This is a genomic window from Bacillus sp. GbtcB14 (assembly GCF_019091205.1).
Taxonomy (GTDB): domain Bacteria; phylum Bacillota; class Bacilli; order Bacillales; family Bacillaceae_G; genus Bacillus_A; species Bacillus_A cereus_AG.
Genome location: NZ_JAGXJT010000005.1, coordinates 473,565 through 497,023, shown reverse-complemented (window position 1 = coordinate 497,023; position 23,459 = coordinate 473,565). Strand labels below are relative to the sequence as shown.

The window sequence follows — 23,459 nt, the reverse complement described above, 5'->3', positions numbered from 1 at the left end:
TTAACATTGGCTGTATGAAATGCCTCCATACATTACAAAAAATTTCTCTATTCCTGAAACTGAATAGCATTATCCCCTTTTCCTTAACTCCCCACAACTTCCCCATCAACTAACTCAATAATTCTATTACACTTATTCGCTACTTCAATATCATGCGTTACAATAATAATCGTTCGTCCTTCTTCATTCAGTTGTAATAGTAAATCCATAATTTCTTCTCCTGTTTTTCTATCTAAATTCCCTGTCGGTTCATCAGCCAAAATTATTTCTGGTTTACCTACTAATGCTCTAGCAATTGCGACCCGCTGCTGTTGTCCACCTGAAAGCTCGTCCGGTGTTTTATGCATATGTTCTTTTAAACCTACTTTTTCTAAATAGAACTTCGCCTTATTTTCTCTTTCTCGTTTCTTTAGCTTTCTATATGTGAGTGGTAGTGCTACATTATCTAGTACAGTATGTTCTTTTAACAATGCAAAATATTGAAATATAAATCCAATCATTTCATTTCTTGTTTTATGAACTTTATTTGCTCTAATTTCAGTTAATGTTTTTTCATTTAACGTATATTCACCCTCATTTGGCAAATCAATTAACCCTATAACATTTAATAGCGTACTTTTCCCTGAGCCTGACCGACCCATTATCGCTATAATTTCGCCCTTATTTATCGTTAAGTTTATACCGTTTAACGCGAACGTGTTATGGTTCTTGTTACTATACACCTTCTTAATGTCTTTCAATACAATTAAACTCATTATTCCATCCCACCTATTAATGTTTTTGGTTCAAGCTTTCTAATAAATAAGAAGACAATTACATTTGAGACAACTATGATCAATAATAAGAATAGAAATACTAAAAATAATATAGGCATATCCAATTTAAAGTCTAATGCCGATACTGCTTTAAAATCCTTCGACATTTGCAATAGAGTCCCATATCTCCATGAAAAGTAAGCTATTGACATTCCTAAGCCAGCTATTGCTACAATAATGTTTTCTATAACAATTTGAATAAACATTCCAAATTTACTTTCGCCAAAAACTATTTTTATACCAAATTCCCTCTTTCTCATCAAGATAGAAATAATAGTCGTTACTACAATTCCGACGATCGAGAATACAATGAATAATATTCCAACTATAAGTTGAGGTATTTCAGAATAGCTGTTAAGAGTAACATCTATATTTATTTCATCACCTAAATTTTTTAAATAAAACGTACCGCCGTTTCCTTTAAGTTGAATTGATTTTTCTAGTTTCTTTACATCTGCATCTTTTCGTAAATGTAAAACTGTACTTTGATGCAGTCTTAAAAACATTCCTTCATAATTTTCATATCTATCAGATGACATAGGCATTATCATTGCGTAATCCAACTTCAAATAAACGTTCGTTGTATTATTATCTACGATAAATTTATTCTCTGGTAAAAAGCCTATAATTGTATATTGATTATTAATTGTATCCCCAACTTGAAAATATTTCTTAAAGTAAGAACCCATTAATACTTTTGTTTTTTCTTCACTATTTTTTGGAAAATCTTCATGCAAGAAACCCTCTTCAGGTTTTAAAGATAAACCTAACAATTTATAGTAATTTTCATCTACAACAATTGTTTGAACAGTAGGTCTTTCATCGTGAAACGTTTTATGTTTCAAATCAGCAATCATACTATTTTGAAGTTGCCTATTACTTGATTCTATTTCAATTAAACTCTCCTCGTATGTACCATACGAAATCACATCTTTATTTTGATGAATTGTTTTATAAACCTCTTGAATTTGCTCTTTATTAAATTGATTGCTTTGTAACCTATCTGTCGTCCTTTCAAAAGTAACTAAATATGTTTTATCCACATTTAATGCTGAGCTGGATTTATCGTTTAGATGGTGTAAATTATAAAATACATTAATTGAACTCGCTATAGTTGCTAATCCAAATGTAATCTGTATTAGAAGAAGTACGGAAAATAGAAATCTCTTTTTTAATGCTAGGAACGCACTTTTTATTCTCATCATTTTTACTCCTTTAATGCTTTAGCAGGTTCACTTTTAAGCACATATACAAATGGTATTACAGAGAGGATAAAAGCTATAGTTAGTGAAAAAAATACACACATTATAATATGAGTAGACTGTAAACTAATGCTATAACTTGTAAACTCTACAATATTTTCACTCAAAGTGCTAAAAATCCATTGTATGCATATTACACAGGTTGATGCAGCGATTGCACATAAAAATAATTGACTAAATATAAAAATAAACAGATTTTCATTACTTGCTCCCAAAGCTTTCCTTAACGACAGACTTTTTTTCTTCGTATAAATCCAATAATAACTTACTATTATACTGGTAATTAAAGCTATACAAAAAAGCCTAAATGGAAAACTAAGTAACTCTTTCACGGCTTTACTTGTGTTTTTTTCTTTTTCATAGTTCTCTTTTTCACTAATCACTTTGGCATTTATATCTTTATTGTTCTGTTTCATATGCTGTATGAAAGTTTCTATCTCTTCTTTAGGGTTTTCGTTAGAACGAACAATCATTTGGAATGTATTATCTTTTTGTATCATCTGTTTCACTTCATCTGGCATGTCATTTAGAGAGACGTAAATTTTAATATTATACTCATATCCAGTATTTGCTCCAGCTACGCCTTTAACTGTATATTCCTTATTAAATAATGTTATTGTTTCCATATCCTTATAAATTTTCTTCCCGACTATTACACTATTTTCTTCATTTTGTCCCATCGGAGAACCTTTTAGCAAAGGTGGAGACCAATTTTTATTAAGGAGACCATTCATTGTTACTCGGCCGATATCTGGAATAGTAGTACGAATATCATTTGTAATAACACTAGCATTTTTAAAATCAGATTCTACTAACGTCTGAAACTGTTTGAAATTGATTTCCCCCATATTAGTAAGTTGAACGGAATAATAATAATTAAAATAACCATTTTTTCTATCATAAAATTTCTCATCATAATAATCTTTCGTCGACATTGCGATAAGTATCGGCCATATTGTCAATACAAACGCAATAAATAACATAATGAATATGGTTTTGTTTACCACTATTTCTTTTAATACTAGATTCATATATCCTCCTCATTTTAAAAACCGTGAAAAAGGTATTTATCCTTTTTCACGGTTTTTGTTGATTGTTATCTAATTACCATTTCCTTAGAGGTATAGGCACTATCCCCTTTCATTACCCATTCATGACCCGAATAGCCAGTGGTAATTGGCCCTCTGGATGAAACTTTAACGTTCACACGATCTGTAATTTTAGCATTATTCTTTTCTACCTCTTTAGAAGACCCATCATCAAAGCTGGCCCTTACAGTCATCTTGTAAAAATGAGGTTCATTTGTTTGCGCAGTGTAGGCATATCCTGTAGCCTTTCCTCCACTTCCGTCCCATTCCCCATAAGAATCCCAACTAATTGAAGCAAATGAAGCGGAAGAAACCATACCTAATAAACAAGCAGTAATCCCTGTAGTAGCTAAAGTTTTTTGAAGTAAGCTTTTCATATATCCTTAATCTCCCTTTTTAAAATATTCACTTAAATATTTAAGTATTTTTAGGCCTTGTCCTCATTATACATAAAGAAAATAATAAAATATCAATAAATCCTAATATTTACATTTTTTTACACAGAACTTACAATCCCGTGAACTTTCCGTCATTAAACAACAAGTTAATATTAAATTCCAAAACCCACCCTCCCTGCATTTTGAATAACCTCAGAAGCAATCATCCTCACAATTCTTTCTCTGGTACGCAGTAATTCATATTCCGATCTTCTCCCATTTCACAATATGAATAAACACCCTCTTCTTCTCGTAACCAACATAAGTAACAATGTTGATTTTGATAGAATTTCTTTTCCTTCACTCATCGTATTGGGAATTTCCTCTTATGCTGTTTACGATATGATAAAGCACACGTAGGACTTTAGTCCGGCTTTAAACGTGGGATACAAGTATCGTGGTTTCGATATGGAAATCGACTCACTATGTAATATATGTAATAGTTTTTAAATGTGTGGGAGAAAACTGCTGAATCTGCAAAAATATAATGGTAACTTATGCTAGTAATCGTCATATCTGAGCGATATGTAATAAGATTTGTTTCCCTTTCTCGTTTTAATCGATTTACATACCAAGATAACGGTTCATCTACTATTCCTTTAAACATTCTATAAACATGATACTTCGAAAATTCTGCTACATCCGCTAACTCTTCAATTGAAAGTGAATCATTTATGCATAATTCTATATAACTCTGCACTTTATAAATGCGTCGTAATTACCCACTTCCCCTTTGTTTACTCTACATATTTTTGCCTCCTCCCAACAAAAAGAACCATCCTAGAATACTTTTAGGATGGTTCTTTTTTCCAATATGATAACTATTTTAAGTACAAGTTACACTTTACTTTTACTTACTAGAATCATTTCATTTCTTGTTTTATGAACTTTATTTTCTCTAATTTCAGGTAATGTTTTTCCATTTAACGTATATTCACCCTCATTTGGCATATCAATTAGCCCAATAACATTTAATAGCGTACTCTTCCCCGATCCTGATCGACCCATTATCGCTATAATTTCGCCCTTATTTATCGTTAAGTTTATACCGTTTAACGCGAACATATTCTGATTCTTGTTACTATACACCTTTTTAATATCTTTTAGTTCAATTAACCTCATTATTCCATCCCACCTATTAATGTTTTCGGTTCGAGTTTTCTAATAAATAAGAAGACAATGAGATTTGAAACTATGATAATTAGTAGTAAGAATAGGAATACAAATAATAAAATAGGCATATTTAAATTCACCTCTAGTACAGACGCCATATCAAAGTCCTTCGAAAATTGTAGATGATCCTCATATCTCCATAAAAAGTACACTATCGATAAAAACATACCAAATATCGCAATACATATGTTTTCTAAAACGATTTGAATGAACATCCCAAACTTACTTTCTCCAAGGACCATCTTAATACCAAATTCCCTCTTTCTCATCATGATGGAAACAACTGTCGTTACGACAATGCCCGCTATTATAAATAAAATAAATAGACCTCCTACTATAAGGCCAATAATTTCAGATTCTTTATTACTAATAACATTTTCATTTATTTCCTCACTTAAATTTTTCAGGTATAACGTAACGTCGTTTCCTTTAAGTTGAATCGCTTCTTGTAGTTTTTTTACATCAGCATCTTTTTGCAAGCTTATAATTGTACTTTGATGTAATCTTAAAAACATTAATTCATACTTTTCGTATCTATCAATCGGCATGGGTAGTATCATAGCCTTGTCTAACTTTAAGTACCCATTCGATCCGAGATTATTTACAATGAATTTATTTGCCGGCAAAAATCCAATAATCGTATATTGATCATTAATTGTATCCCCTATACGAAAATATTTCTTAAAGTAAGCACCCATTAAAACTTTTGTTTTCTCTTCTCTTTTTTTTTGAAAATCTTCATGAGAGAAGCCTTCTTTAGCTTGTAAAGGTAAATGTAACAATTTATAGTAATTTTCATCTACAGAAATTGTTTTAATAGTAGGTTCTTCAATTTTAAACGTTTTTTGTTTCAAATCATCAATCATACTATTTTGAAGAGGTCTATTACTTGATTCTAATTCAATTATCTCCCTCTCGTATGTACCATACGAAATCACATCTTTATTTTGATGAATTCTATTATAAATTTCTTCAATCTGTCCTTTATTAAATTGATCTGCCTTCAACCTATCAGTAGTCATGTCATAAGTGATAAAATATGTACTTTCTACATCCAGCAACGAGTTGGAACTATTTTCAAGATAGTACATGTTATAATACATATTAATTGAAATCGTTATTGACGTTAATCCAAACGTGAATTGTATTAAAAGAAATATGGAAATGAGCAATCTGTTTTTCAGGGCCATAAGAGCACTTTTTATTCTCATCTTTTTTACTCCTTTAAGGCTTTAGCAGGTTCAATTTTAAGTGTTTTGAAAAATGGTATTACAGCGGTGATGAACGAAATAGACAAGGAAATTACTACACTCATCATAACTTTGAAAACATCTATACGAATGGTAAAACCAAGTAAATCTACTATACTTTTGTTCATTGTACTTAAAATCCACTGCATACATATGGCACAAACGGCTGCAGCGATTGCGCATATGAATAATTGGCTAAATATAAATACAAATAACTTCAAATTGCTTGCTCCCAACGCTTTTCTTAAGGAAATACTCTTCCTCTTCGTATAAATCCAAAAATAACTCGCAATTATACAGTTCATTACAGCTATAAAAAGCAGTCTATACGGAAGAGCAAGTTGTTCTCTCCGAGCTTTACTCGAGCTTTTTTCTTTCTCATAATTCTCTTTTTCATTTATTACTTTCGCATTTGCATCAGTTCTATTTTGCTTTAAATACCGAATAAATGTATCTATTTCTCGTTTAGGATCTTCGTTAGACCTTACTATCATTTCAAATGTAGTTTCATTTTTCATACGTCGTTTTATCTCATCAGGCATATCCTTTAAACCGATGTAAACATTGTCATTATAAACATGTTCATCCTTCGCTCCGTTCACGCCTTTAACTCTATATTCTTTACTAAACAGTTTTATTGTTTCAGATTCTTTATAAATGTTCTTTCCGACAATTACACTATTTTCTTCCCCCTCTTTCATTCGAGAACCTTTTATTAATGGAGGAGACCAATTCGTATTTATAAGTCCAATCATCCTTACTTCCCCTATGCCGGGGATTCCAATTCTCATATTATTTGTAATAACACTTGAGTTCTTAAAAGTGCTTTCTGTTAACTCTTGAATTGCTTTGAAATCCAATTCCCCAAAACTAGTAAGCTGAACAGAATAGTAATATTTAAAATAACCATGTTTTCGCTCATAAAAATATTCATCGTAATCATCTCGAATCGACATCGCTATAAGTATGGGCAGAATTGTTAACGTAAATCCAATAAATAACATAATGAATATTTTTCTGTTCACTGCTATTTCTTTTAATATTAGATTCATATACCCTCCAAACGTCAAAAAGATAAATATCCTTTTTGACAAATTCCATATAAAGTGAAACTTTAATCAGTGGGGGTTTTGTTCATCCCCCACTGATTATTAGTTGAACCAATCGGACGTTTACGGACAGTTGATCTCCCACCTAACTTCTTTGCTCCAACTGAATTTTGAAGTGGGAGTTTTACTGTCCGTTAACGCGGGATAAACGCTGCACTTATCAAAAAACTTAATATATTATTCCGTTTCCCGAAGTCATCATGAAACGTACATAAACTTTTAATTAGTTTTTCATACACTTCATCCCCCTTATGTAAATAATTTTTAGTATGCGGCTTCATTATACATAGAAAAATCGAGGTTAAAATCAAACAAACGAAATATTAATAATTTTTTACATTACGTTTATTTTCCAGTTAACTTAATGACATTAAATTATTTTCCAAAATCTTTTTCTATGTAAAATGCCATATATAAAAGCGATATGAGATTTCATACCGCCTTTATATCTTAAATTTAATTGTTTTGTATGTAAGGAAGAATATTTACACATCTTTCAAAAACAAAACTCTACTACCGCCGTTCCCATCATAATTTGTATGTACCGATACACCCTCTATCTCATCATCCCCGGCATCAATTCGAAAACCGATTTCTTGATGAAACTGTATCGATTTTTTGTTAATTGGTGACGTAATTGCTTTTACAACTTTACGGTTATTTGCACGAGCGGCATCAAAGAAATAAGAATACAATGTCGATGCGATTCCTCTTCTTCTATACTTCGGATTTACACCGATAAAATGAACGTATGCTTCATCTTTATATGTTTGTGAAAAAAATCCACATAAGAAACCTAACGTTTCTCCATCTTCTTCAATGATAAAACTCGTTTCTTGAAAGTGGACGAAAAACAATTTTGGCAGCATAGCAGCCATATCTCTCCCGTCCCACCAATCATTTAAAACAGAATGAATCTTTACATAATCTTCCCCTTGGATGTTTCTTACTCGCATATATTTCTCCCTCTCGCTCACTTCATTTTTTCATATATTTTAATGACTGTTTCTACTAAAAGGATGAATACCCAAATCCCGCAAAATACAAGAACAGACTGGAATATAGAACCTAACATAACAATACTTATTAAACCTAATTCTGAGCCTGAAATGGACATTTCATCAAATCCTATATTATGTATAAATGGACCAGTTGAAAAAGCCATTAAAATTGATCCTATTAAATAAATCACACTCATTATTTTTAATATTTTTATAGAAAGATACGAAGTTTGTTCTTGCTCCACTTGTGATAATTCGATTTCTCCGCTCGCAATTCCTTTTTGCAAACAGTCCTCACATAAAAATTCTTCCTTAATTTTTTTACCACCGTGTATTGTACCCGTTATTTCTTTACATCTTGAACATTTTCGATTTATCATGTTGTTACCACTCCAATCTATTAAGATTATACTTATATAATTCTATATTTGCCTTAATATCCCTTTTATGTATTTTATAGAGAAAGGTCGTGTTTTATGATTTCAAAACTCACGTTTGGCTCGAAAAAACGTACCGTTCATTATGTATTAAGACCTAGTTGTTATGCGATTATTTTCCATTCGTCTTCTTCAATGATTGCTGTTATCCAAAAAGGAGACCGTTACTTTTTACCTGGTGGCGGTATGGAAGGTAATGAAACAAAAGAAGAATGTTTGCACCGTGAACTACTAGAGGAATTGGGATGGGCAATTGAAATTGATCAGTATATCGGTAATGCAGCTCGATATTTTTATGCAGAAAAAGAAGATACATATTATTTGAATGATGGATTCTTTTATATTGTGAACATGGTGCAGAAACAAACTGAAAATTGTGAGGAGGATCATGTTTTACGATGGATGTCTCCTTTACTTGCTGTAGAGCTTCTCATTCATGATCATCAAAAATGGGCGGTTGAACAAGCGCTTTTATTACGAAATAAAAAATGATCTCCTTCTATATGAAAGAGATCATTTTTACCCTTAACTTACTTTTTTCAAATTGAGAGCTGGCTTTTTGATTCCGCCTTTTTTTACAACATATAAACCGATAAAGATAATAAGTCCGCCAACGAGTTGCATCATATTAATTTGCTCTCCAATTGTTACTGCCGCAAAGATAACCGCGAACAATGGTACGAGATACATATAAACCATTACTTTCGTTGAGCCTATTTGACTAATACCGACATACCACATTGCTAGTCCGAAGATGGTCGCAAAGATGATTGAATATGCTAGTGATCCCCAGCTTGGCGTATCTACTGGCCACGTTAAAGAATTTACGTTGAATAAACAGTATATAACGAGAGGTACAATTCCAATTAAAGTAGACCATGATGTGACTCTCATTGCGGAGTATTTTGTAATAAGAGGTTGCGCTAAAATTGGATACCATCCCCATGCAATTGCTGCGACTAATCCAATTACATTCCCAAGCCACGCATATTCATAAGTAGCTCCTCCTGTATGTCCTGTTAATAGAACGAATGCTGCACCAATAAACGCTACTATTGAACCAATTTGTACTTTCATCGAAAAACGTTCTTGTTTGTGTAATACTGCTAATATCCCTGTAAATATAGGTGACATCGCAATTAATAATGAGGCATTCGTTGCGGAAGTATATTTCACAGATAGCATAAACATCGTTTGATACATCGCCGTACCAACGATACCGACTGCTACTAATCGTAACCAATCTTTTCTTTCAATACGTAATGAGCGTTCCATCATAAATGTAATAAGTAATAATACCGGTGATGCTACTAAAAATCGTAAACTATTAAATTGAATGGATGACATATATGCCACGCCATACTTTCCTATTGTATAATTTGCTCCCCATACTAATGCTACTGATACTAGGAGCCATTCCATTTGCCATCTTTTCATCCGAATCTCCCCTTCCATATTTAGCATAGTAAAATTGGCTGGATATAACACCGTCCAATTGGCTGTTTTTTTACCCAGCCAATTTGTTATACTAAATGTATATAAGAGATGCGGAGGCGTTTGTATGGAATGGAAGCTAGATAACGACAGTAAAATCCCAATTTATCAGCAAGTTGTTGACTTTATTGAAAAACGTATTACATACGGAGAACTTCCACCTGGTAGCTTCCTCCCTTCTGAACGGAAATTAGCTACGCAGTTAAATGTAAATCGTAGTACAGTAACGACTGCTTATAATGAACTACGTGCTATGGGAATTGTAGAAAGTACGACTGGTAAAGGTACACGTGTAAGTACACATATGTGGGGCGTTTCTCCAACATTAACGCCGAACTGGAGAAATTTCGTAGAAGGTGGTACGTTTTTACCAAACTTACCTTTACTTCGCCATATTCGTGCGGAAGTACAACAAAATGAGAACATCATTGATTTCGCAAACGGGGAGCTCGGTTGTAACCTCTATCCTCACGATCAACTACAAACGATTTTACGAGAACAACCGTTAACGCATTCATTAAGTTATGATCATCCGCAAGGCTATCTCCCGCTAAGACAAGCGGTCGTAAAATATATGAAAGAACATTTAAAAGTTGAAGCGACTGAACAATCCATTATGATTACATCTGGAGCACAGCAAGCACTTCACCTTATCGTGCAATGTTTATTAAATCCCGGTGATGCAGTTGCTTTCGAAAGTCCTTCACACTGTTATTCCTTACCGTTATTCCAATCAGCAGGTATTCGTATTTTCCCATTACCTGTCGATGAACACGGTATTAATCCAGACGATGTGCAAGAATTATATAGAAAACATCGTATTAAAATGATCTTTTTAAATCCAAACTTCCAAAATCCTACGGGCACAATGCTTCATCCAAACCGGAGAAAAAAACTGTTATCACTTTGCGCAGATTTACGAATTGCGATTGTGGAAGATGATCCGTCCAGTTTACTTACGTTAGAAAAGAAACAACCTTGCCCTACTTTAAAATCAATTGATGAAAATGGAACAGTCATTTATGTACATTCCTTATCAAAAATGATTGCACCAGGCTTACGAGTCGGCTGGCTTGTCGCTCCGCAGTCTGTAGTAGAAAGGTTATCCGACGCAAGGCACCAAATGGAATTAGGTATGAGCATTTTCCCGCAGTGGCTTATGCAGCAATTTTTCGAAACTGTACCATTTCAGTCTCATATCGTACCGCTACGAAAACAATTAGCAGAAAAAAGAGACGTTATCGTTCGCGCCCTAAACGAGCAACTTCACGATAAAATCTCTTTTTCAAACCCGACCGGTGGTATATACATATGGGGAAAATTAAACGAACCGATAAACGAAAAACAACTTATTATGCAAAGTTTAAAACAAGAAATCGCCTTTATGCCCGGTAGTATTTTCGGTGCGAAAGATGGTTATATTCGTTTATCTTATGGAAAAGTGAATATTGATCAAATTGAGGAAGGTATTTCTCGTTTGCGAGAAGCTATTTTAGTTTGTGGGAAATAACATGCGATAAAGCTTTTTCGTTTGACAAAACCTAAATCTACCATTATTATCAACTCGAACCTAGTCATAGGAGTGATACAAATGAAAATCTACGTTGATGCAGATGCTTGTCCTGTAAAAGATGTAATTATTTTTGAAGCTACGAATGCAGAAATCCCTGTAACCCTCGTTACTAGTTTTTCTCATTATTCTAATGCAGAGCAGCCAAAAGGTGTGGAAACAATTTATGTTGATTCTGGAGCAGATGCTGCGGATTACCGGATTATGCAATTAGCCAAAAAAGAAGATTTAATCGTTACACAAGATTACGGTCTTGCTTCGCTCGCTTTAGCAAAAGGCTGTATCGTCCTACACCATAAAGGCTATAAGTATACGAATGAAAATATTGACCAACTATTACAAACACGATATTTAAGTGCAATGGTTCGAAAAAGTGGTAAGCGTACAAAGGGACCAAAACCATTTACAGCAGAAGATAAAGAGAAATTTCGAGCGCTCTTTAAAAGTATGATTACACTATAAAAATGAACCGTCTATTTGCAAGGAAAACTTCGCAAAAAAAGAAGAGAATATTGGAATGAACATTCTCTTCTTGAGGTTTACCCTTTTAAAATGACGGTAAATTATCTAAGTTATTTTCTTTTATTCCATCCGGTTCACTACGTATAATATCTCTACCATACTTATGAAATACATCCACATGAGCTAACTTCCCTGATTTCACTTCACTAAGAGCAGTCATATAATCTAACTCTCTCCCGCTACTTGTCTTAAAAGCAATTAAATCTCCATCATCATTTTTACGAACGGCAACAATTTGTTCTGCTCCTGAATTGACTTCATGGCCTATTTCAAATTGAGCTCGTTCATCTCCTTGATGTAAGTAATCATTATAAACTTTTTCAAAGTCTTTTTTATCCATAAAATGCACCTCCAACACATTTTATTAGTATGGTTGGGAGGTAGTGGTTTTATGTACTTTTCTCTTAAAAAAACATATTTTTAATACCTACGCAAACCCTTCAAAGTCTCCAATATATCATCTGTAAAGGCTGTACTACCTTCTGTCTCTAAAACTCTGAAATAAAAACTTCTTAGGAAAGTTCTAATATTTTGTACTAAAATAGCATGCTGCGAATGCCGGATGTCTTCAACAGTTGCTATGCTATGTAGCCAATTGCTCCACTCTTCTTCAATTAAAATATTTTGGTGTCGTAACGACATAATTGGCGCTACTAATCTTTCATCCTCAAAGTGTACGTATACGTAATCACTCAAGCGAACCTTCTGACGAACAGCCGCAAGGATCGCATATGAAAACTCACGATTTTGTATTGTACGTGCTAAAGCATCAAGTGCATCCGCTGCATGCGCCGTAGAGTGTGCCCATCCTTTTCCTTCTACGTAGCCTCTTACATCTTCTTCTAAATATACATATTCCAGCACTTGTTCTGCCACACTGTACAGTTGTTCTTCAGATAACAGTGGTTCTCTTTCATGAACAGATAAAATAAGTGGTGGAATTAATACGGAGAATGCACGTTTAAAAACAGAGTCTGTTCCCTTTTCACCAATTTTATAAAATAAATAATCAGGGCTAATTGCTTGCAGCATTAATCCTCGTAACTCTTTTTGTCTAAACACATCATTTGTAATCCATTTGTGAAGCGTACTATAAATTAAATCATCACGTAATTCAGCATCAGGTGATCCGATATAATCTAGCATCCACTGCGCATATGGATATGCATCTACGTCTTCTGGTACAGCATAATTGTTACTTTTAATTTGTAGTAGTTCTTCTTTTAGTTCTAGTACTTCATTCATTATATTTCTTATCCCCTTTTTACCTTTTTTAACTTATTTTCCCTTATCCCCTATGATTTTTTCATAAAATCAATTCGAGTTTTAATATAGGTTAAGTACCTATCCTTATATGAACTTGATTCAATTATATAAAATTTATCCTAATAAATAAAAGTAAATACATATAAAATAAGTATTGGCATTGCACTAATACTTTGAACAACCTAAATATCCCACTTTATTTACATGCAGTTTATATATGTTTAGGTTATAAAATATAGTTTTTTTATCTGTATTCAAACGCAGTTACAATCAAAATTCCCATCATTTTAGAACTTGTTTAATAAATTCTGTTTTAGCTTTTGTATACGCTTCTCTATCTTGTTTAAACTTTTCAGCTAACTCTTGCTTAAGAATTGAATAATCATAAACTAATTGCGGATTTTCTCGTAAACGGTTACGAAATAAAAGTTGATGCTCCCATCGCTCAGTTCCTTTAACCATCAAATGCAGGTGCGCTACACGTCTATTATTCTTAACTTTCACAAAGAACCTTCTCCACGGTCTTTCATCTAATTCTGGGCTTACATAATGCCAATTATATATGGCCAATTTCGCTGAAATATGTAGTACTCTATCAAATGAGTCTATTTCAGCCATTAGATCAATGATAGGTTTCGCAGGTAAACCAGGTATGGATGTACTTCCTATATGTATTACTTTGCTTATACCGAGAGGAGCAAGCAGTTCATATAGTTGCTGCTCTTCACATCGGCCTTTATCTTGCCAATCAGGATTTGCATTCACTATCTCTACTGACTCATTCGCCCATACAGGCCAATCGTTTGGATTATCTTTTTTATCCATCCAAAACATCTCCTTTCACGAATTTTTTGCTGTATAAACAATATTAAATTTCTTTAAACACAACTACTGGATCATCAAAGTTATTATTCCGAAATATAACATCCGCACAACTTTTCGGATTATGCTCATCTATATACATCTTACAGGCCGCATGATATCTGTTTAAAAACATTTTCTCTGCTTCTTCATAACTTCCAAAAGTCTCAGTCTCTCGCTTTGCACCACGTTTTCTCGCCATCTCAAAATCTGTATCTACAAAGATTTTGTAATCAAATAAATGCTCAACATCTTTTTTCAATAGAAACGTTCCATCTACTATTAATATCATATTTTGCTTGGCCACTTGTGGCTTATTATGTACAGGCATATCCGTTATTAAGTTATGAGAAATCGTTTCATACTGTAAATTCCCGTTAAGCTCTAAAGGCTTTAATAATCTTTCTTTAAAAGCTTTATAATCGTGTGCATCTTCGTAATACCCTCTTGCAGATTCTTTTCCTTTTGCATAGCGAACCGCTCTCGGATTATGAAAATCATCAATGCTGGCGCGTGTTACTGGTAATCCTCGTTTTTTTATTTCTTCAGCTATTTCGTTTGCAAATGTTGTTTTTCCTGAAGCTGTAATACCACTTACTCCAACTCTTGTTGGATGGGTTAAATTTAAGTTTAATTTTAAAATATGATCTACAATTTCTTTCATGCGTTGTATTCGGTTCATGATATTTCCTCCTACAATTAGTTTACATAACATAATTACAGGTAACAATTTGTGTCATTATTTGTCGGTAAGTCGATATATTGAAAGTTACGATAGAGATATTTTTATTGATTTATATTTTCCTTATTTCCCCTTAAACCCTCGATACAAAGCAGTCCGTAATTCTTGTTTGTATTCTTCAATTCCTGGCATATCAAGTTCTTCTGCTAGTCTGATAGCTAATTCAATATCATACGGTACACGTACGAGTTGAATGGAAAAGCTCGCTGCTTCTTTTTCATTATATGTTCCTTCAAATATTAAATAGGAAGCTTGTGTAATTTCAAGTGGATTGCCTACACTACCAGCATTACATAACGTTTTCCCTCTGAAATTTTGAACGAACGCTTGGTGAACGTCACCGTAACAAACGACATCGGGTTTTCTTTCCCCTTCTATATTCTCTGTGAGCTCACTATTTTCGAACATACTAATACGCTCTTCTCTTGAGGCATGTGGTTGAATTCTTTCATATAAACTTCTCGGTGAAGCGTGGAACATACGAATCAGTTTGCCGCTCATAAAAAATTCGATTGAAAATGGTAAGCTTCTTAAATAGTTATTTTGTTCTTCCGTTAATTGTTTTTGATGCCATTTTAACGCTTCAAATTCAGTCGGTTTTGTAATAAAATCATCCCAGTTTCCCATTACGACTACTTCACATTCTTTACGAACGATTTCAATCACTTCACTAGAATGAGGTCCTTTTCCGACTAAATCTCCAAGACAAATGATGCGCTTGATTCCTCTCAATTTAATATCTTGTAGTACAGATTCTAGAGCCGGAATATTACCATGTATATCTGAAATTACTGCTATTTTTTCCATATAATTTCCTCCGTTATTTATTAGATTCACTTGAATGGTACCATTTTGGAATATAGGATGAAAATTGATTATGATCTTCTAAAATTCCGTTCAATCTTTCCTTCATATCATCTACTAAATGCGGTGTGCTTCGGTTTGTCCATACGATATCAGCTGGGAATGTCATTGCTGCATATAATGTGTACAATTTCCAAAAATGAAGCGATGGTTCTCCCTCGCAATAACCGTGAACTTGTCCAACCGCAAATGGTTTGCTTATCCTTGTAGTAAAAATCGCTACGTTATAAAAATCGTGTATTGGATCGCCAAAATCATATCCACCAAAATCAATAACGATAAATTCCTTATTATGAATCATACTATTTGCTGGATGGAAGTCATCGTGTAAAAATGTGATTGGACGATTTTTTAATAAGTCTTTATGATTTTCTACAAAGGTTAATACTGGCTTCAAATCTAGAAAATTCACTTCGTAATCTGCTAATGCCTCTATGTATCTTTCGTATTTATTCCATCTAGATGTTTCCCATTTACTACTTGCGCTTTCTTTTTCTATCGAATGAATCCCTTTTAATATTTCTCCTGCTTTCCTTCCTGCATGATACTGTTCTTCCACCGATAGCTTCCCTAAGCCTTCTTCACCATTTACACCTTGAGCCCATTCAAATACTTGAACACATTTATTTAATTCCTCAAGTTTTATGAAATAAATTAACTTGGGCGTTGGAATATGTAATAACTCTAATTGTTTCATATACGTATATTCTTCTTGTTTACGTTCAAAATGAACAGCATCACATACTTTCACAAAATATGTTACTCCGTTTTCTAATTCAATTTTATATTTCTCTTCATGTGAAAAACCTTTTGAAATAGCTGTACACTTTACAATACGAGGCCATTCTAATTTTTTCTCTACCTCTTTAAGCATTTCCTTCACAACGTTCACCTCTATTAATATATGTACAAACTACCTAACACTTCATACTCTCGTTTATTTTTCCCTTTAAACTCGACTGCAAATGGATATTCACCATGATTCTTCAAACGTTCTAGCACTAATCCTTCTCCAATTGGTTCACAAAACTGTACATGAATGTCACCAAATGATACACTTTGACACTCCGCATTCCATTCTTCATTTTTTACGACTGAACTTACAGTTAGCCCCATTACTTCTTCCCATTTCCGCACTGTTTCTCGAACGTCTTTCACTGCGTAATGAATTGTATCAAGTTGTTTTACTTTGTTTTTATGTTCCGTGATTGTTCCTATGTTACGTAAATCGTTTCTTCTTTCTTCATCCGTTTCATTCCACTGTATAAAGAAAGGTAATTTCGGTCCGTTCTCTTCTTGCTTAACAAATAACATTTTCCATTCTAAAAGTCGGCCATCTTTTCTCATGCGTTTCCCTTCAAATGGCCCTATCGTATGTAAGCCGTACTTATTAAAGTTAACTGCTAGCTCCTCAATTGCATCTGTTCGGATTGCGATTTGTAGCATTCCTTCTCCATTTTGTAGTTTCACCACTGTTTCTTGTACTAATGGATTTTCTGCTTCTTTCGCTTTTTCTTCATGTTGAACTGCCAGAAATTCTATATATGATAAGTCAAAATAGCTTAAACTATTCCAAGTACCCCAAGTAGTATGCTCTCCGCCTAATACAGTATGAAATCCAAGTTCCTGCATTTGTTTTGCCGCTTCCTTCGGTGTACCATGAACTGCGTGAACGAGATGATCAAATCGTAACATGTCTTTCTCCCCTTTCTCTCCATCCTTTTATTGTATATTTTATTTTTCTTTCATTCAATTCAAAATCTTTAAAACCTAGTTGATTTATACGATTAATATGTATTATAATGAAACAAATTTAATTATTGCTGATTGGAAAAACCAAAGGCACTTTTCTCATACGGGAAAAGTGTCTTTTTCATTTATTATTACAGGGGGATTATTTATGCAGAAATTAATTGTCTTTGCTATTATTGGATTTTTCGCTCAATTGATCGATGGAGCACTTGGAATGGCGTATGGGGTAACGTCTACTTCATTATTATTAATGTTTGGTATTGCACCGGCTGTAGCTTCCGCATCGGTTCATTTAGCTGAAGTCGTTACAACTGCCGCTTCTGGCGCATCACACATCAAATTTGGAAACGTGGATAAATATACCGTTTCCAGGCTTACATTACCAGGAGCAGTTGGCGCATTTATTGGGGCATGTTTTTTAAGTAATTTACCTGGCGATGTAATTAAACCGTACATTTCCGTATTTTTATTTACTTTAGGGGTTTATATTTTATTACGATTCCTCATTCAAAAACAAATTGTCACTTCAAAAAAACGTATGTCTGCTAAACAGCTTGTTCCGCTTGGCTTATTCGCTGGATTCGTTGATTCAACTGGTGGCGGTGGCTGGGGACCGATTACAACACCTGTACTTCTTGCAAGAGGAAATGAAGCTAGAAAAGTTATTGGATCTGTAGATACGAGTGAATTTCCTGTTTCACTTGCTGCAACAATTGGCTTCTTCATCTCACTTGGCTGGGAACAAGTAAGCTGGGTTTGGGTATTTTCGTTAATGCTTGGTGGTATCGTTGCGGCACCAATCGCTGCATGGCTAGTACGCATCGTTCCTTCTCATTTACTTGGCGTATTAGTTGGTGGCCTTATTATCTTTACAAATATTCGTACACTGCTTACTACATTTAAAGTGGATCCAACTATTATTTCGCTTTCTTACGTGGCAGTTGGTCTTGTCGTTATTATTTCTATTTTCATTGCGGTACGTAATCATTCCAAGCGTTCTAACGCATCGACAGCCGGATATCCGAATGATCAAAAACAAATGCTACCATAACGATAAAAATACCGCCCAATATACTTCGAGCGGTATTTTTTATTTTTCTATTTTCCAATTAATTATCGTTTCTGTAGTGCCAATTCTCTTCATATGTAATTTCTCTAATACACGAATTGAACTATTATTTTCAGGGAGTGTCTCTGCAATAATCGTTTCTACCTCTCCTGTTTGAAAAGCCCAATTTAATAATTCTCTTACAGCTTCTGTCGCATACCCTTTATTCCAATATTTCTCAATAAATCCGTACCCAATTTCTACTGTATGTTCCTCATTTGGTTTCCCTTTAAATCCTATATCACCTAGAACGATGCCATCTTCTTTTCGAATGACATACCACGCTCCCCAAGGTAATAAAGCCTCATCTTGTTTTACAGTTTCTACATGCCCTACAATATGTGGACCACTATTATATCCTTGCTCGCTAGCAACGTGCACGCTTTCTTCTGTACACGGTACTATATGGAGTCTTTCTGTTTCTAATTTCATATTGATTTCCCCTTTTCAATTAAACAACACTTTAATTTTATCAGATTTATACTTATTCTTTGAAACGAATTTAAAGAATAATCCTCTTTTGATAGTTATGTCGAATTATATTTTCTGAATTTTCTTTTAATTTTAAAGGATTTTTCAATATTTTTTGCGAAACATTTGTATAACAATTTTTTCTTTGCTTATTGCTACATAATAGTAGGTTCGGGTGGAGTTATGCAAGCGTTTCCTATACAATAACCGATATTTTTTGACTTTTCCTAACAAAATATCTTGCAATATATTCAGAAAGTCATTACAATTGCCATATATTAAAAATCTTAGTAATATATCAAATCCTCATCAATCCGATGAGGTAGAGGTTGCAACTTTTAAGAGTAGAACGGCCGAGACACAGAGAATGTCACCGACTCCGTTTAAAAGGAAAAGTTGCCGAAGTTTCTATTTCTTCTCTGGAAATATGAGCTGGGGCTGTCTCCGAAAGGAACAGAACTGTCACGTTTACAAAATTACCGTGTAAACGTGGGGTGCTATCTTAACGGAAGGGTATGATGGGGTGGTTATTTGTGAAACGTTCCGCCAAATTCCTTTGGCGGTTTTTTGTATTTTTCTCCCCCGCTCCTTCCTATCTTACAAGAAAAGGAGTGTTGAACATGAATAGCGCAACGAATCAAACTACCTCTGAAACAGAAACTACAAAAGGAAAAGGTGAACTAAAACGTAGTTTAAAATCAAGACACCTTACGATGATTTCTCTCGGTGGTACAATTGGTACCGGACTATTTCTTGCCAGTGGTGGTGTCATCCATTCAGCTGGACCTGGTGGTGCATTAGTTGCATACGCCGCAATTGGAATTATGGTTTACTTTTTAATGACGAGCTTAGCTGAACTCGCTGCTTACATGCCTGTTACTGGATCTTTTAGCACCTACGCAACAAAATTTGTTGATCCATCACTTGGCTTTGCACTTGGATGGAACTATTGGTATAACTGGGCAATTACGATTGCTGCTGAACTAGCGGCTGTAACATTAATTATGAAATTTTGGTTCCCAGATACCCCTTCTCTTATTTGGAGTGGATTATGTTTAGCTATTATTTTCCTTTTAAACTATTTATCTGTTAAAGGGTTTGGTGAATCTGAATATTGGTTCGCACTTATTAAAGTAGTTACTATTATTATCTTTTTAATTGTCGGCTTCATGATGATATTTGGAATTATGGGCGGCGAATCTGTTGGATTTAAAAACTTCACTGTTGCAGATGCACCATTTAATGGCGGCATTATGGCAATTATCGGTGTATTTATGGCTGCTGGTTTCTCCTTCCAAGGAACTGAATTATTAGGAGTAGCCGCTGGTGAAACTGCTGATCCAGAGCGTAACATTCCAAAAGCAATTCGTTCTATATTTTGGCGTATTCTTTTATTCTATATCCTTGCGATTCTCGTTATCGGTTTATTAATTCCTTATACAACTGAAAGCCTTGCCGCAAGCGATGTAACAGTAAGTCCATTTACACTTATTTTTGAAAAAGCGGGCGTTGCCTTTGCTGCTTCTGTTATGAATGCTGTTATTTTAACGGCAGTACTATCTGCTGGTAACTCTGGTATGTATGCTTCAACTCGTATGCTTTGGGATTTAGCACGCCAAGGAAAAGCACCAAAGTTTCTTGGTAAATTAGATAGCCGCGGTGTACCTGTTAACGCATTAATCGTAACATCGATTGTCGGTAGTATCGCTTTCATTGCTTCTTTATTCGGTGACGGTGTTGTATACATTTGGTTATTAAACGCATCTGGAATGTCTGGCTTTATCGCATGGGTCGGAATTGCAATTAGTCATTATCGTTTCCGTAAAGCATATATCGCACAAGGTAAAGATTTAAAAGACTTACCATATAGAGCAAAATGGTTCCCATTCGGTCCAATCTTCGCATTTGCACTTTGTGTCATCGTCATTTTAGGTCAAAACTACGGCGCATTTATGGGCGAAGCAATCGATTGGAACGGCGTACTCGTTTCTTATATCGGTTTACCACTCTTCTTAGTACTATGGTTAGGATATAAATTTACGAAGAAAACGAAAGTAATTCCTCTTGATAAATGTGAATTGAAATAAAGTGAAACGAGCAAACAAATTTGTTTGCTCGTTTTTTTATTTCGATGCTTCTCCCTTTCCTATTGCTCCTGTTTTTGCAATAATAAAGGAAATATACATAAAGGTTGGGATATCATGAACATTCGCATTACTGATGAAACAAAAGCAGCTATACATAGATTAGAGCGCGAAGACAAAAAGATCATTCGCATTAGAGGGACAATGACAAACTCTTGTAGTATTTTCGTTGATGTGGATTTAATTTGGGATACATATAATGCAGATGACGTTGTATATGAAGATGCTGATTTTATCGTACAAATGGATTCATTTACGAAAGACTACACTGGTGATACGGTGAAACTTGATTATAAGACGACTGGTTTTAGCATTACGACTCCAAGTGAGACTTTAGTTTATGGGTTGTCGATTAAAAAATAAAATTTTTTTCAACTGACAATTGGGGTGAAAAAATGGGTAAATATGTTCCGTTAAAATTTTTATTTAATGAAGAATTAGCCGAAAAAATGGCTGATTCTATTTGTAAACACAATCCTACTTTCTCTAAAAGCATCTTTGTAGATTCTGTAACATGTAAAGTTGAAAATTTAGAGTTAAAGCAACGTATTGAAGTAATGGCAGATGAATTACACAATGCTTTACAAAAAGATTTTAATGCAGCTATACATATATTACTGAAAACATTGGGACCAGAAAATACAACAGAAGTAGGCACATTTACAAACGGATATATGTACATGCCTATCGCAAAATACGTTGAAAAATATGGGCTTAACGATTTTGAATCCTCTTTCAACGCCATGTATGAAATAACAAAAAGAAATACTGCTGAATATGCCATTCGGCCTTTTCTTGAAACATACCATGAAGACACACTAGACATATTACAACAGTGGATTCATGACGAAAACAGCCACATTAGAAGATTAGTTTCCGAGGGTACAAGACCAAGACTTCCTTGGGCTAAAAAAATGGGCGCTTTGAAAGGTGACTTTAAGAACAATTTACAGCTTCTTGAACCATTAATGAATGATCCGTCTAAATATGTCCAAAAATCAGTAGCCAATCATATTAACGATATTACGAAAGAAGATAAAGAACTCGTTTTGCAATGGTTACAACAATTACGTGATAAACAGCATCCGGTTAACCCTTGGATTATAAAACATGGGTTAAGAACGATGATAAAAAGTGGTACTTTGCCAAAAGATTTTTCTTTTTGAGTATTTTAAACAAAAACGCTATCCTTTCCTATGATTCTAGAAAAAGAATAGCGTTTTTTCACTCGTCCAGTACTTAGTAGGTATAACTTTTTATATTTCAAAAGACTTTTCCCTCTAAAAATATTTTTCATACAAATTTTCACATTCTAAAAAATCTATAAATTTCTTATAATGTGTCACTGTTCTTTCTAAAGCAATCATTAAAACAAAAATAAAATAAATTGCTTGGATTCCATTCATATAATTAAAGAGTGATTCAAATATATATACAATACTTGCAATCATAGAACAAAACCATAAATAAAATTTCATTTTCAGCTTTTTAATTTTTTGCTTAGTTGTCTTACAATACTGGCCATGAACTCTTATAAACAAATAAATTGCTGTATGTAAAATAATAATTGAAAATTGGAAACTTCGATTGTCCTCCGAACTAAATTCAGAAAAATCTATTTCTAATGAATGTAATACTATCCAAATCGAAAATAAAGATAGCAGAAATACATATAAAAAACCAAATAATAATTCAAAAATAAACAGCCAAGGTTTATTTATTATTGAGTAAAATGGATTTAGATATTTTATGGTTACTAAAAATTTTCTCACTAAACCAGTAATAATAATTGATGTATTAGTTATATTCATATAGAAAAGTAATGTTATTGGAACTAATAACATTATATTGATGCCCCAAACAGTAATCTTAATGCCTGATAAAAAGAAAACAGCTCCATAAATTATAACTGAAAAAATAAAAGTTGATACTGGAACAAACATTAAAAATATAAAAGTTCTTATTAAGATTAAATCTCCTAAAAAATCTTTTATTATGGAAACGTGTATTTTTTCCTCCTTGTATTTTTTCACAGTATCAACTATTTCTTTCTCAGATAAAAGAAAACACTTCAATCTATTAAACATAAAAAA

25 protein-coding genes, 2 pseudogenes and 1 riboswitch are annotated in these 23,459 nt (G+C 33.7%); of the genes and pseudogenes, 7 read left to right on the top strand and 20 right to left on the bottom strand.

Features of this window, described 5'->3' with window-relative positions; all coding sequences use genetic code 11:
* Positions 1-83 precede the first annotated feature (83 nt).
* From KVT31_RS18160 to KVT31_RS18115, 10 genes and pseudogenes are all read right to left on the bottom strand, one after another.
* Positions 84-755 (bottom strand): ABC transporter ATP-binding protein, encoded by a 672-nt coding sequence (locus KVT31_RS18160; RefSeq protein ID WP_088096833.1) that lies wholly within the window; start codon positions 753-755, stop codon positions 84-86.
* Positions 755-2,020, bottom strand: coding sequence for an ABC transporter permease (locus KVT31_RS18155; RefSeq protein ID WP_170930142.1), 1,266 nt, complete (start codon positions 2,018-2,020; stop codon positions 755-757). The genes KVT31_RS18160 and KVT31_RS18155 overlap by 1 nt, the downstream gene beginning before the upstream one ends.
* 2 nt (positions 2,021-2,022) lie before the next feature.
* Positions 2,023-3,108 (bottom strand): ABC transporter permease, encoded by a 1,086-nt coding sequence (locus KVT31_RS18150; RefSeq protein ID WP_088096835.1) that lies wholly within the window; start codon positions 3,106-3,108, stop codon positions 2,023-2,025.
* Between the two features lie 65 nt (positions 3,109-3,173).
* On the bottom strand, positions 3,174-3,542 hold the full coding sequence (locus KVT31_RS18145; protein ID WP_000838686.1) for a hypothetical protein: 369 nt from the start codon (positions 3,540-3,542) through the stop codon (positions 3,174-3,176).
* Between the two features lie 451 nt (positions 3,543-3,993).
* Positions 3,994-4,311: pseudogene (locus KVT31_RS18140) on the bottom strand (helix-turn-helix transcriptional regulator); the annotation flags it as partial.
* 152 nt (positions 4,312-4,463) lie between these two features.
* A pseudogene (locus KVT31_RS18135) lies at positions 4,464-4,724 on the bottom strand (ATP-binding cassette domain-containing protein); the annotation flags it as partial.
* Positions 4,724-5,986 (bottom strand): ABC transporter permease, encoded by a 1,263-nt coding sequence (locus tag KVT31_RS18130; protein ID WP_088096838.1) that lies wholly within the window; start codon positions 5,984-5,986, stop codon positions 4,724-4,726. The pseudogene KVT31_RS18135 and the gene KVT31_RS18130, both read right to left, overlap by 1 nt.
* A 5-nt stretch (positions 5,987-5,991) precedes the next feature.
* Positions 5,992-7,077 (bottom strand): FtsX-like permease family protein, encoded by a 1,086-nt coding sequence (locus KVT31_RS18125; protein WP_088096839.1) that lies wholly within the window; start codon positions 7,075-7,077, stop codon positions 5,992-5,994.
* A 542-nt stretch (positions 7,078-7,619) separates the two neighbouring features.
* Positions 7,620-8,090 (bottom strand): GNAT family N-acetyltransferase, encoded by a 471-nt coding sequence (locus KVT31_RS18120; protein ID WP_088096840.1) that lies wholly within the window; start codon positions 8,088-8,090, stop codon positions 7,620-7,622.
* Between the two features lie 17 nt (positions 8,091-8,107).
* Positions 8,108-8,515, bottom strand: coding sequence for a DUF3980 domain-containing protein (locus tag KVT31_RS18115; protein WP_061666972.1), 408 nt, complete (start codon positions 8,513-8,515; stop codon positions 8,108-8,110).
* A gap of 96 nt (positions 8,516-8,611) precedes the next feature.
* Here KVT31_RS18115 and KVT31_RS18110 point away from each other — a divergent pair, with 96 nt between their 5' ends.
* Positions 8,612-9,064, top strand: coding sequence for an NUDIX hydrolase (locus KVT31_RS18110; RefSeq protein ID WP_088096841.1), 453 nt, complete (start codon positions 8,612-8,614; stop codon positions 9,062-9,064).
* 33 nt (positions 9,065-9,097) lie between these two features.
* Here KVT31_RS18110 and KVT31_RS18105 read toward each other — a convergent pair whose 3' ends face one another.
* Complete coding sequence (locus tag KVT31_RS18105) at positions 9,098-10,009, bottom strand: DMT family transporter (RefSeq protein WP_088096842.1); 912 nt, start codon at positions 10,007-10,009, stop codon at positions 9,098-9,100.
* A gap of 124 nt (positions 10,010-10,133) precedes the next feature.
* Between KVT31_RS18105 and pdxR the strand changes: the two genes are divergently transcribed.
* Together pdxR and KVT31_RS18095 are read left to right on the top strand one after the other, a co-directional pair.
* A complete protein-coding gene (gene pdxR / locus KVT31_RS18100) occupies positions 10,134-11,576 on the top strand; it encodes a MocR-like pyridoxine biosynthesis transcription factor PdxR (protein WP_088096843.1) in 1,443 nt (480 codons plus the stop codon).
* Between the two features lie 81 nt (positions 11,577-11,657).
* The gene (locus KVT31_RS18095; protein WP_088096844.1) at positions 11,658-12,098 is read left to right on the top strand and encodes a YaiI/YqxD family protein; all 441 of its coding nucleotides are present in this window, start codon (positions 11,658-11,660) and stop codon (positions 12,096-12,098) included.
* An 85-nt stretch (positions 12,099-12,183) separates the two neighbouring features.
* Here KVT31_RS18095 and KVT31_RS18090 read toward each other — a convergent pair whose 3' ends face one another.
* The 7 genes from KVT31_RS18090 to KVT31_RS18060 form a co-directional block, all read right to left on the bottom strand.
* The gene (locus KVT31_RS18090; protein WP_088096845.1) at positions 12,184-12,498 is read right to left on the bottom strand and encodes a DUF3892 domain-containing protein; all 315 of its coding nucleotides are present in this window, start codon (positions 12,496-12,498) and stop codon (positions 12,184-12,186) included.
* An 80-nt stretch (positions 12,499-12,578) separates the two neighbouring features.
* Positions 12,579-13,403 carry a DUF2785 domain-containing protein gene (locus KVT31_RS18085; protein WP_088096846.1) on the bottom strand — a complete coding sequence of 275 codons (825 nt, stop codon included), beginning with the start codon at positions 13,401-13,403 and terminating at the stop codon, positions 12,579-12,581.
* 303 nt (positions 13,404-13,706) lie between these two features.
* Entirely contained in the window at positions 13,707-14,249 is a 543-nt protein-coding gene (locus KVT31_RS18080) for a GrpB family protein (RefSeq protein WP_088096847.1), read from the bottom strand.
* 43 nt (positions 14,250-14,292) lie between these two features.
* The gene (locus tag KVT31_RS18075) at positions 14,293-14,967 is read right to left on the bottom strand and encodes a nucleoside/nucleotide kinase family protein (RefSeq protein WP_088096848.1); all 675 of its coding nucleotides are present in this window, start codon (positions 14,965-14,967) and stop codon (positions 14,293-14,295) included.
* A 123-nt stretch (positions 14,968-15,090) separates the two neighbouring features.
* Positions 15,091-15,834, bottom strand: coding sequence for a metallophosphoesterase family protein (locus tag KVT31_RS18070; RefSeq protein WP_088096849.1), 744 nt, complete (start codon positions 15,832-15,834; stop codon positions 15,091-15,093).
* Positions 15,835-15,847: 13 nt separating this feature from the next.
* The gene (locus tag KVT31_RS18065) at positions 15,848-16,774 is read right to left on the bottom strand and encodes an aminoglycoside phosphotransferase family protein (protein ID WP_088096850.1); all 927 of its coding nucleotides are present in this window, start codon (positions 16,772-16,774) and stop codon (positions 15,848-15,850) included.
* A gap of 14 nt (positions 16,775-16,788) precedes the next feature.
* Positions 16,789-17,586: a VOC family protein gene (locus KVT31_RS18060; RefSeq protein WP_088096851.1), complete on the bottom strand. Its 798-nt coding sequence runs from the start codon at positions 17,584-17,586 to the stop codon at positions 16,789-16,791.
* 97 nt (positions 17,587-17,683) lie between these two features.
* On the opposite strand from KVT31_RS18060, the gene KVT31_RS18055 reads away from it, so the two are divergent.
* Positions 17,684-18,694: a sulfite exporter TauE/SafE family protein gene (locus tag KVT31_RS18055; RefSeq protein ID WP_140392481.1), complete on the top strand. Its 1,011-nt coding sequence runs from the start codon at positions 17,684-17,686 to the stop codon at positions 18,692-18,694.
* Between the two features lie 39 nt (positions 18,695-18,733).
* Here KVT31_RS18055 and KVT31_RS18050 read toward each other — a convergent pair whose 3' ends face one another.
* Entirely contained in the window at positions 18,734-19,183 is a 450-nt protein-coding gene (locus KVT31_RS18050) for a GNAT family N-acetyltransferase (protein WP_088096852.1), read from the bottom strand.
* 354 nt (positions 19,184-19,537) lie between these two features.
* A riboswitch (Lysine riboswitch) is annotated at positions 19,538-19,730 on the top strand.
* A 112-nt stretch (positions 19,731-19,842) separates the two neighbouring features.
* Between KVT31_RS18050 and KVT31_RS18045 the strand changes: the two genes are divergently transcribed.
* The 3 genes from KVT31_RS18045 (at position 19,843) to KVT31_RS18035 (ending at position 22,532) form a co-directional block, all read left to right on the top strand.
* Entirely contained in the window at positions 19,843-21,309 is a 1,467-nt protein-coding gene (locus tag KVT31_RS18045; protein WP_088096853.1) for an amino acid permease, read from the top strand.
* A gap of 114 nt (positions 21,310-21,423) precedes the next feature.
* Positions 21,424-21,729: an iron-sulfur cluster biosynthesis family protein gene (locus KVT31_RS18040; RefSeq protein ID WP_088096854.1), complete on the top strand. Its 306-nt coding sequence runs from the start codon at positions 21,424-21,426 to the stop codon at positions 21,727-21,729.
* A gap of 32 nt (positions 21,730-21,761) precedes the next feature.
* The gene (locus KVT31_RS18035) at positions 21,762-22,532 is read left to right on the top strand and encodes a DNA alkylation repair protein (RefSeq protein WP_088096855.1); all 771 of its coding nucleotides are present in this window, start codon (positions 21,762-21,764) and stop codon (positions 22,530-22,532) included.
* A gap of 114 nt (positions 22,533-22,646) precedes the next feature.
* Here KVT31_RS18035 and KVT31_RS18030 read toward each other — a convergent pair whose 3' ends face one another.
* Positions 22,647-23,453 (bottom strand): hypothetical protein, encoded by an 807-nt coding sequence (locus KVT31_RS18030; RefSeq protein ID WP_088096856.1) that lies wholly within the window; start codon positions 23,451-23,453, stop codon positions 22,647-22,649.
* Positions 23,454-23,459 lie beyond the last annotated feature (6 nt).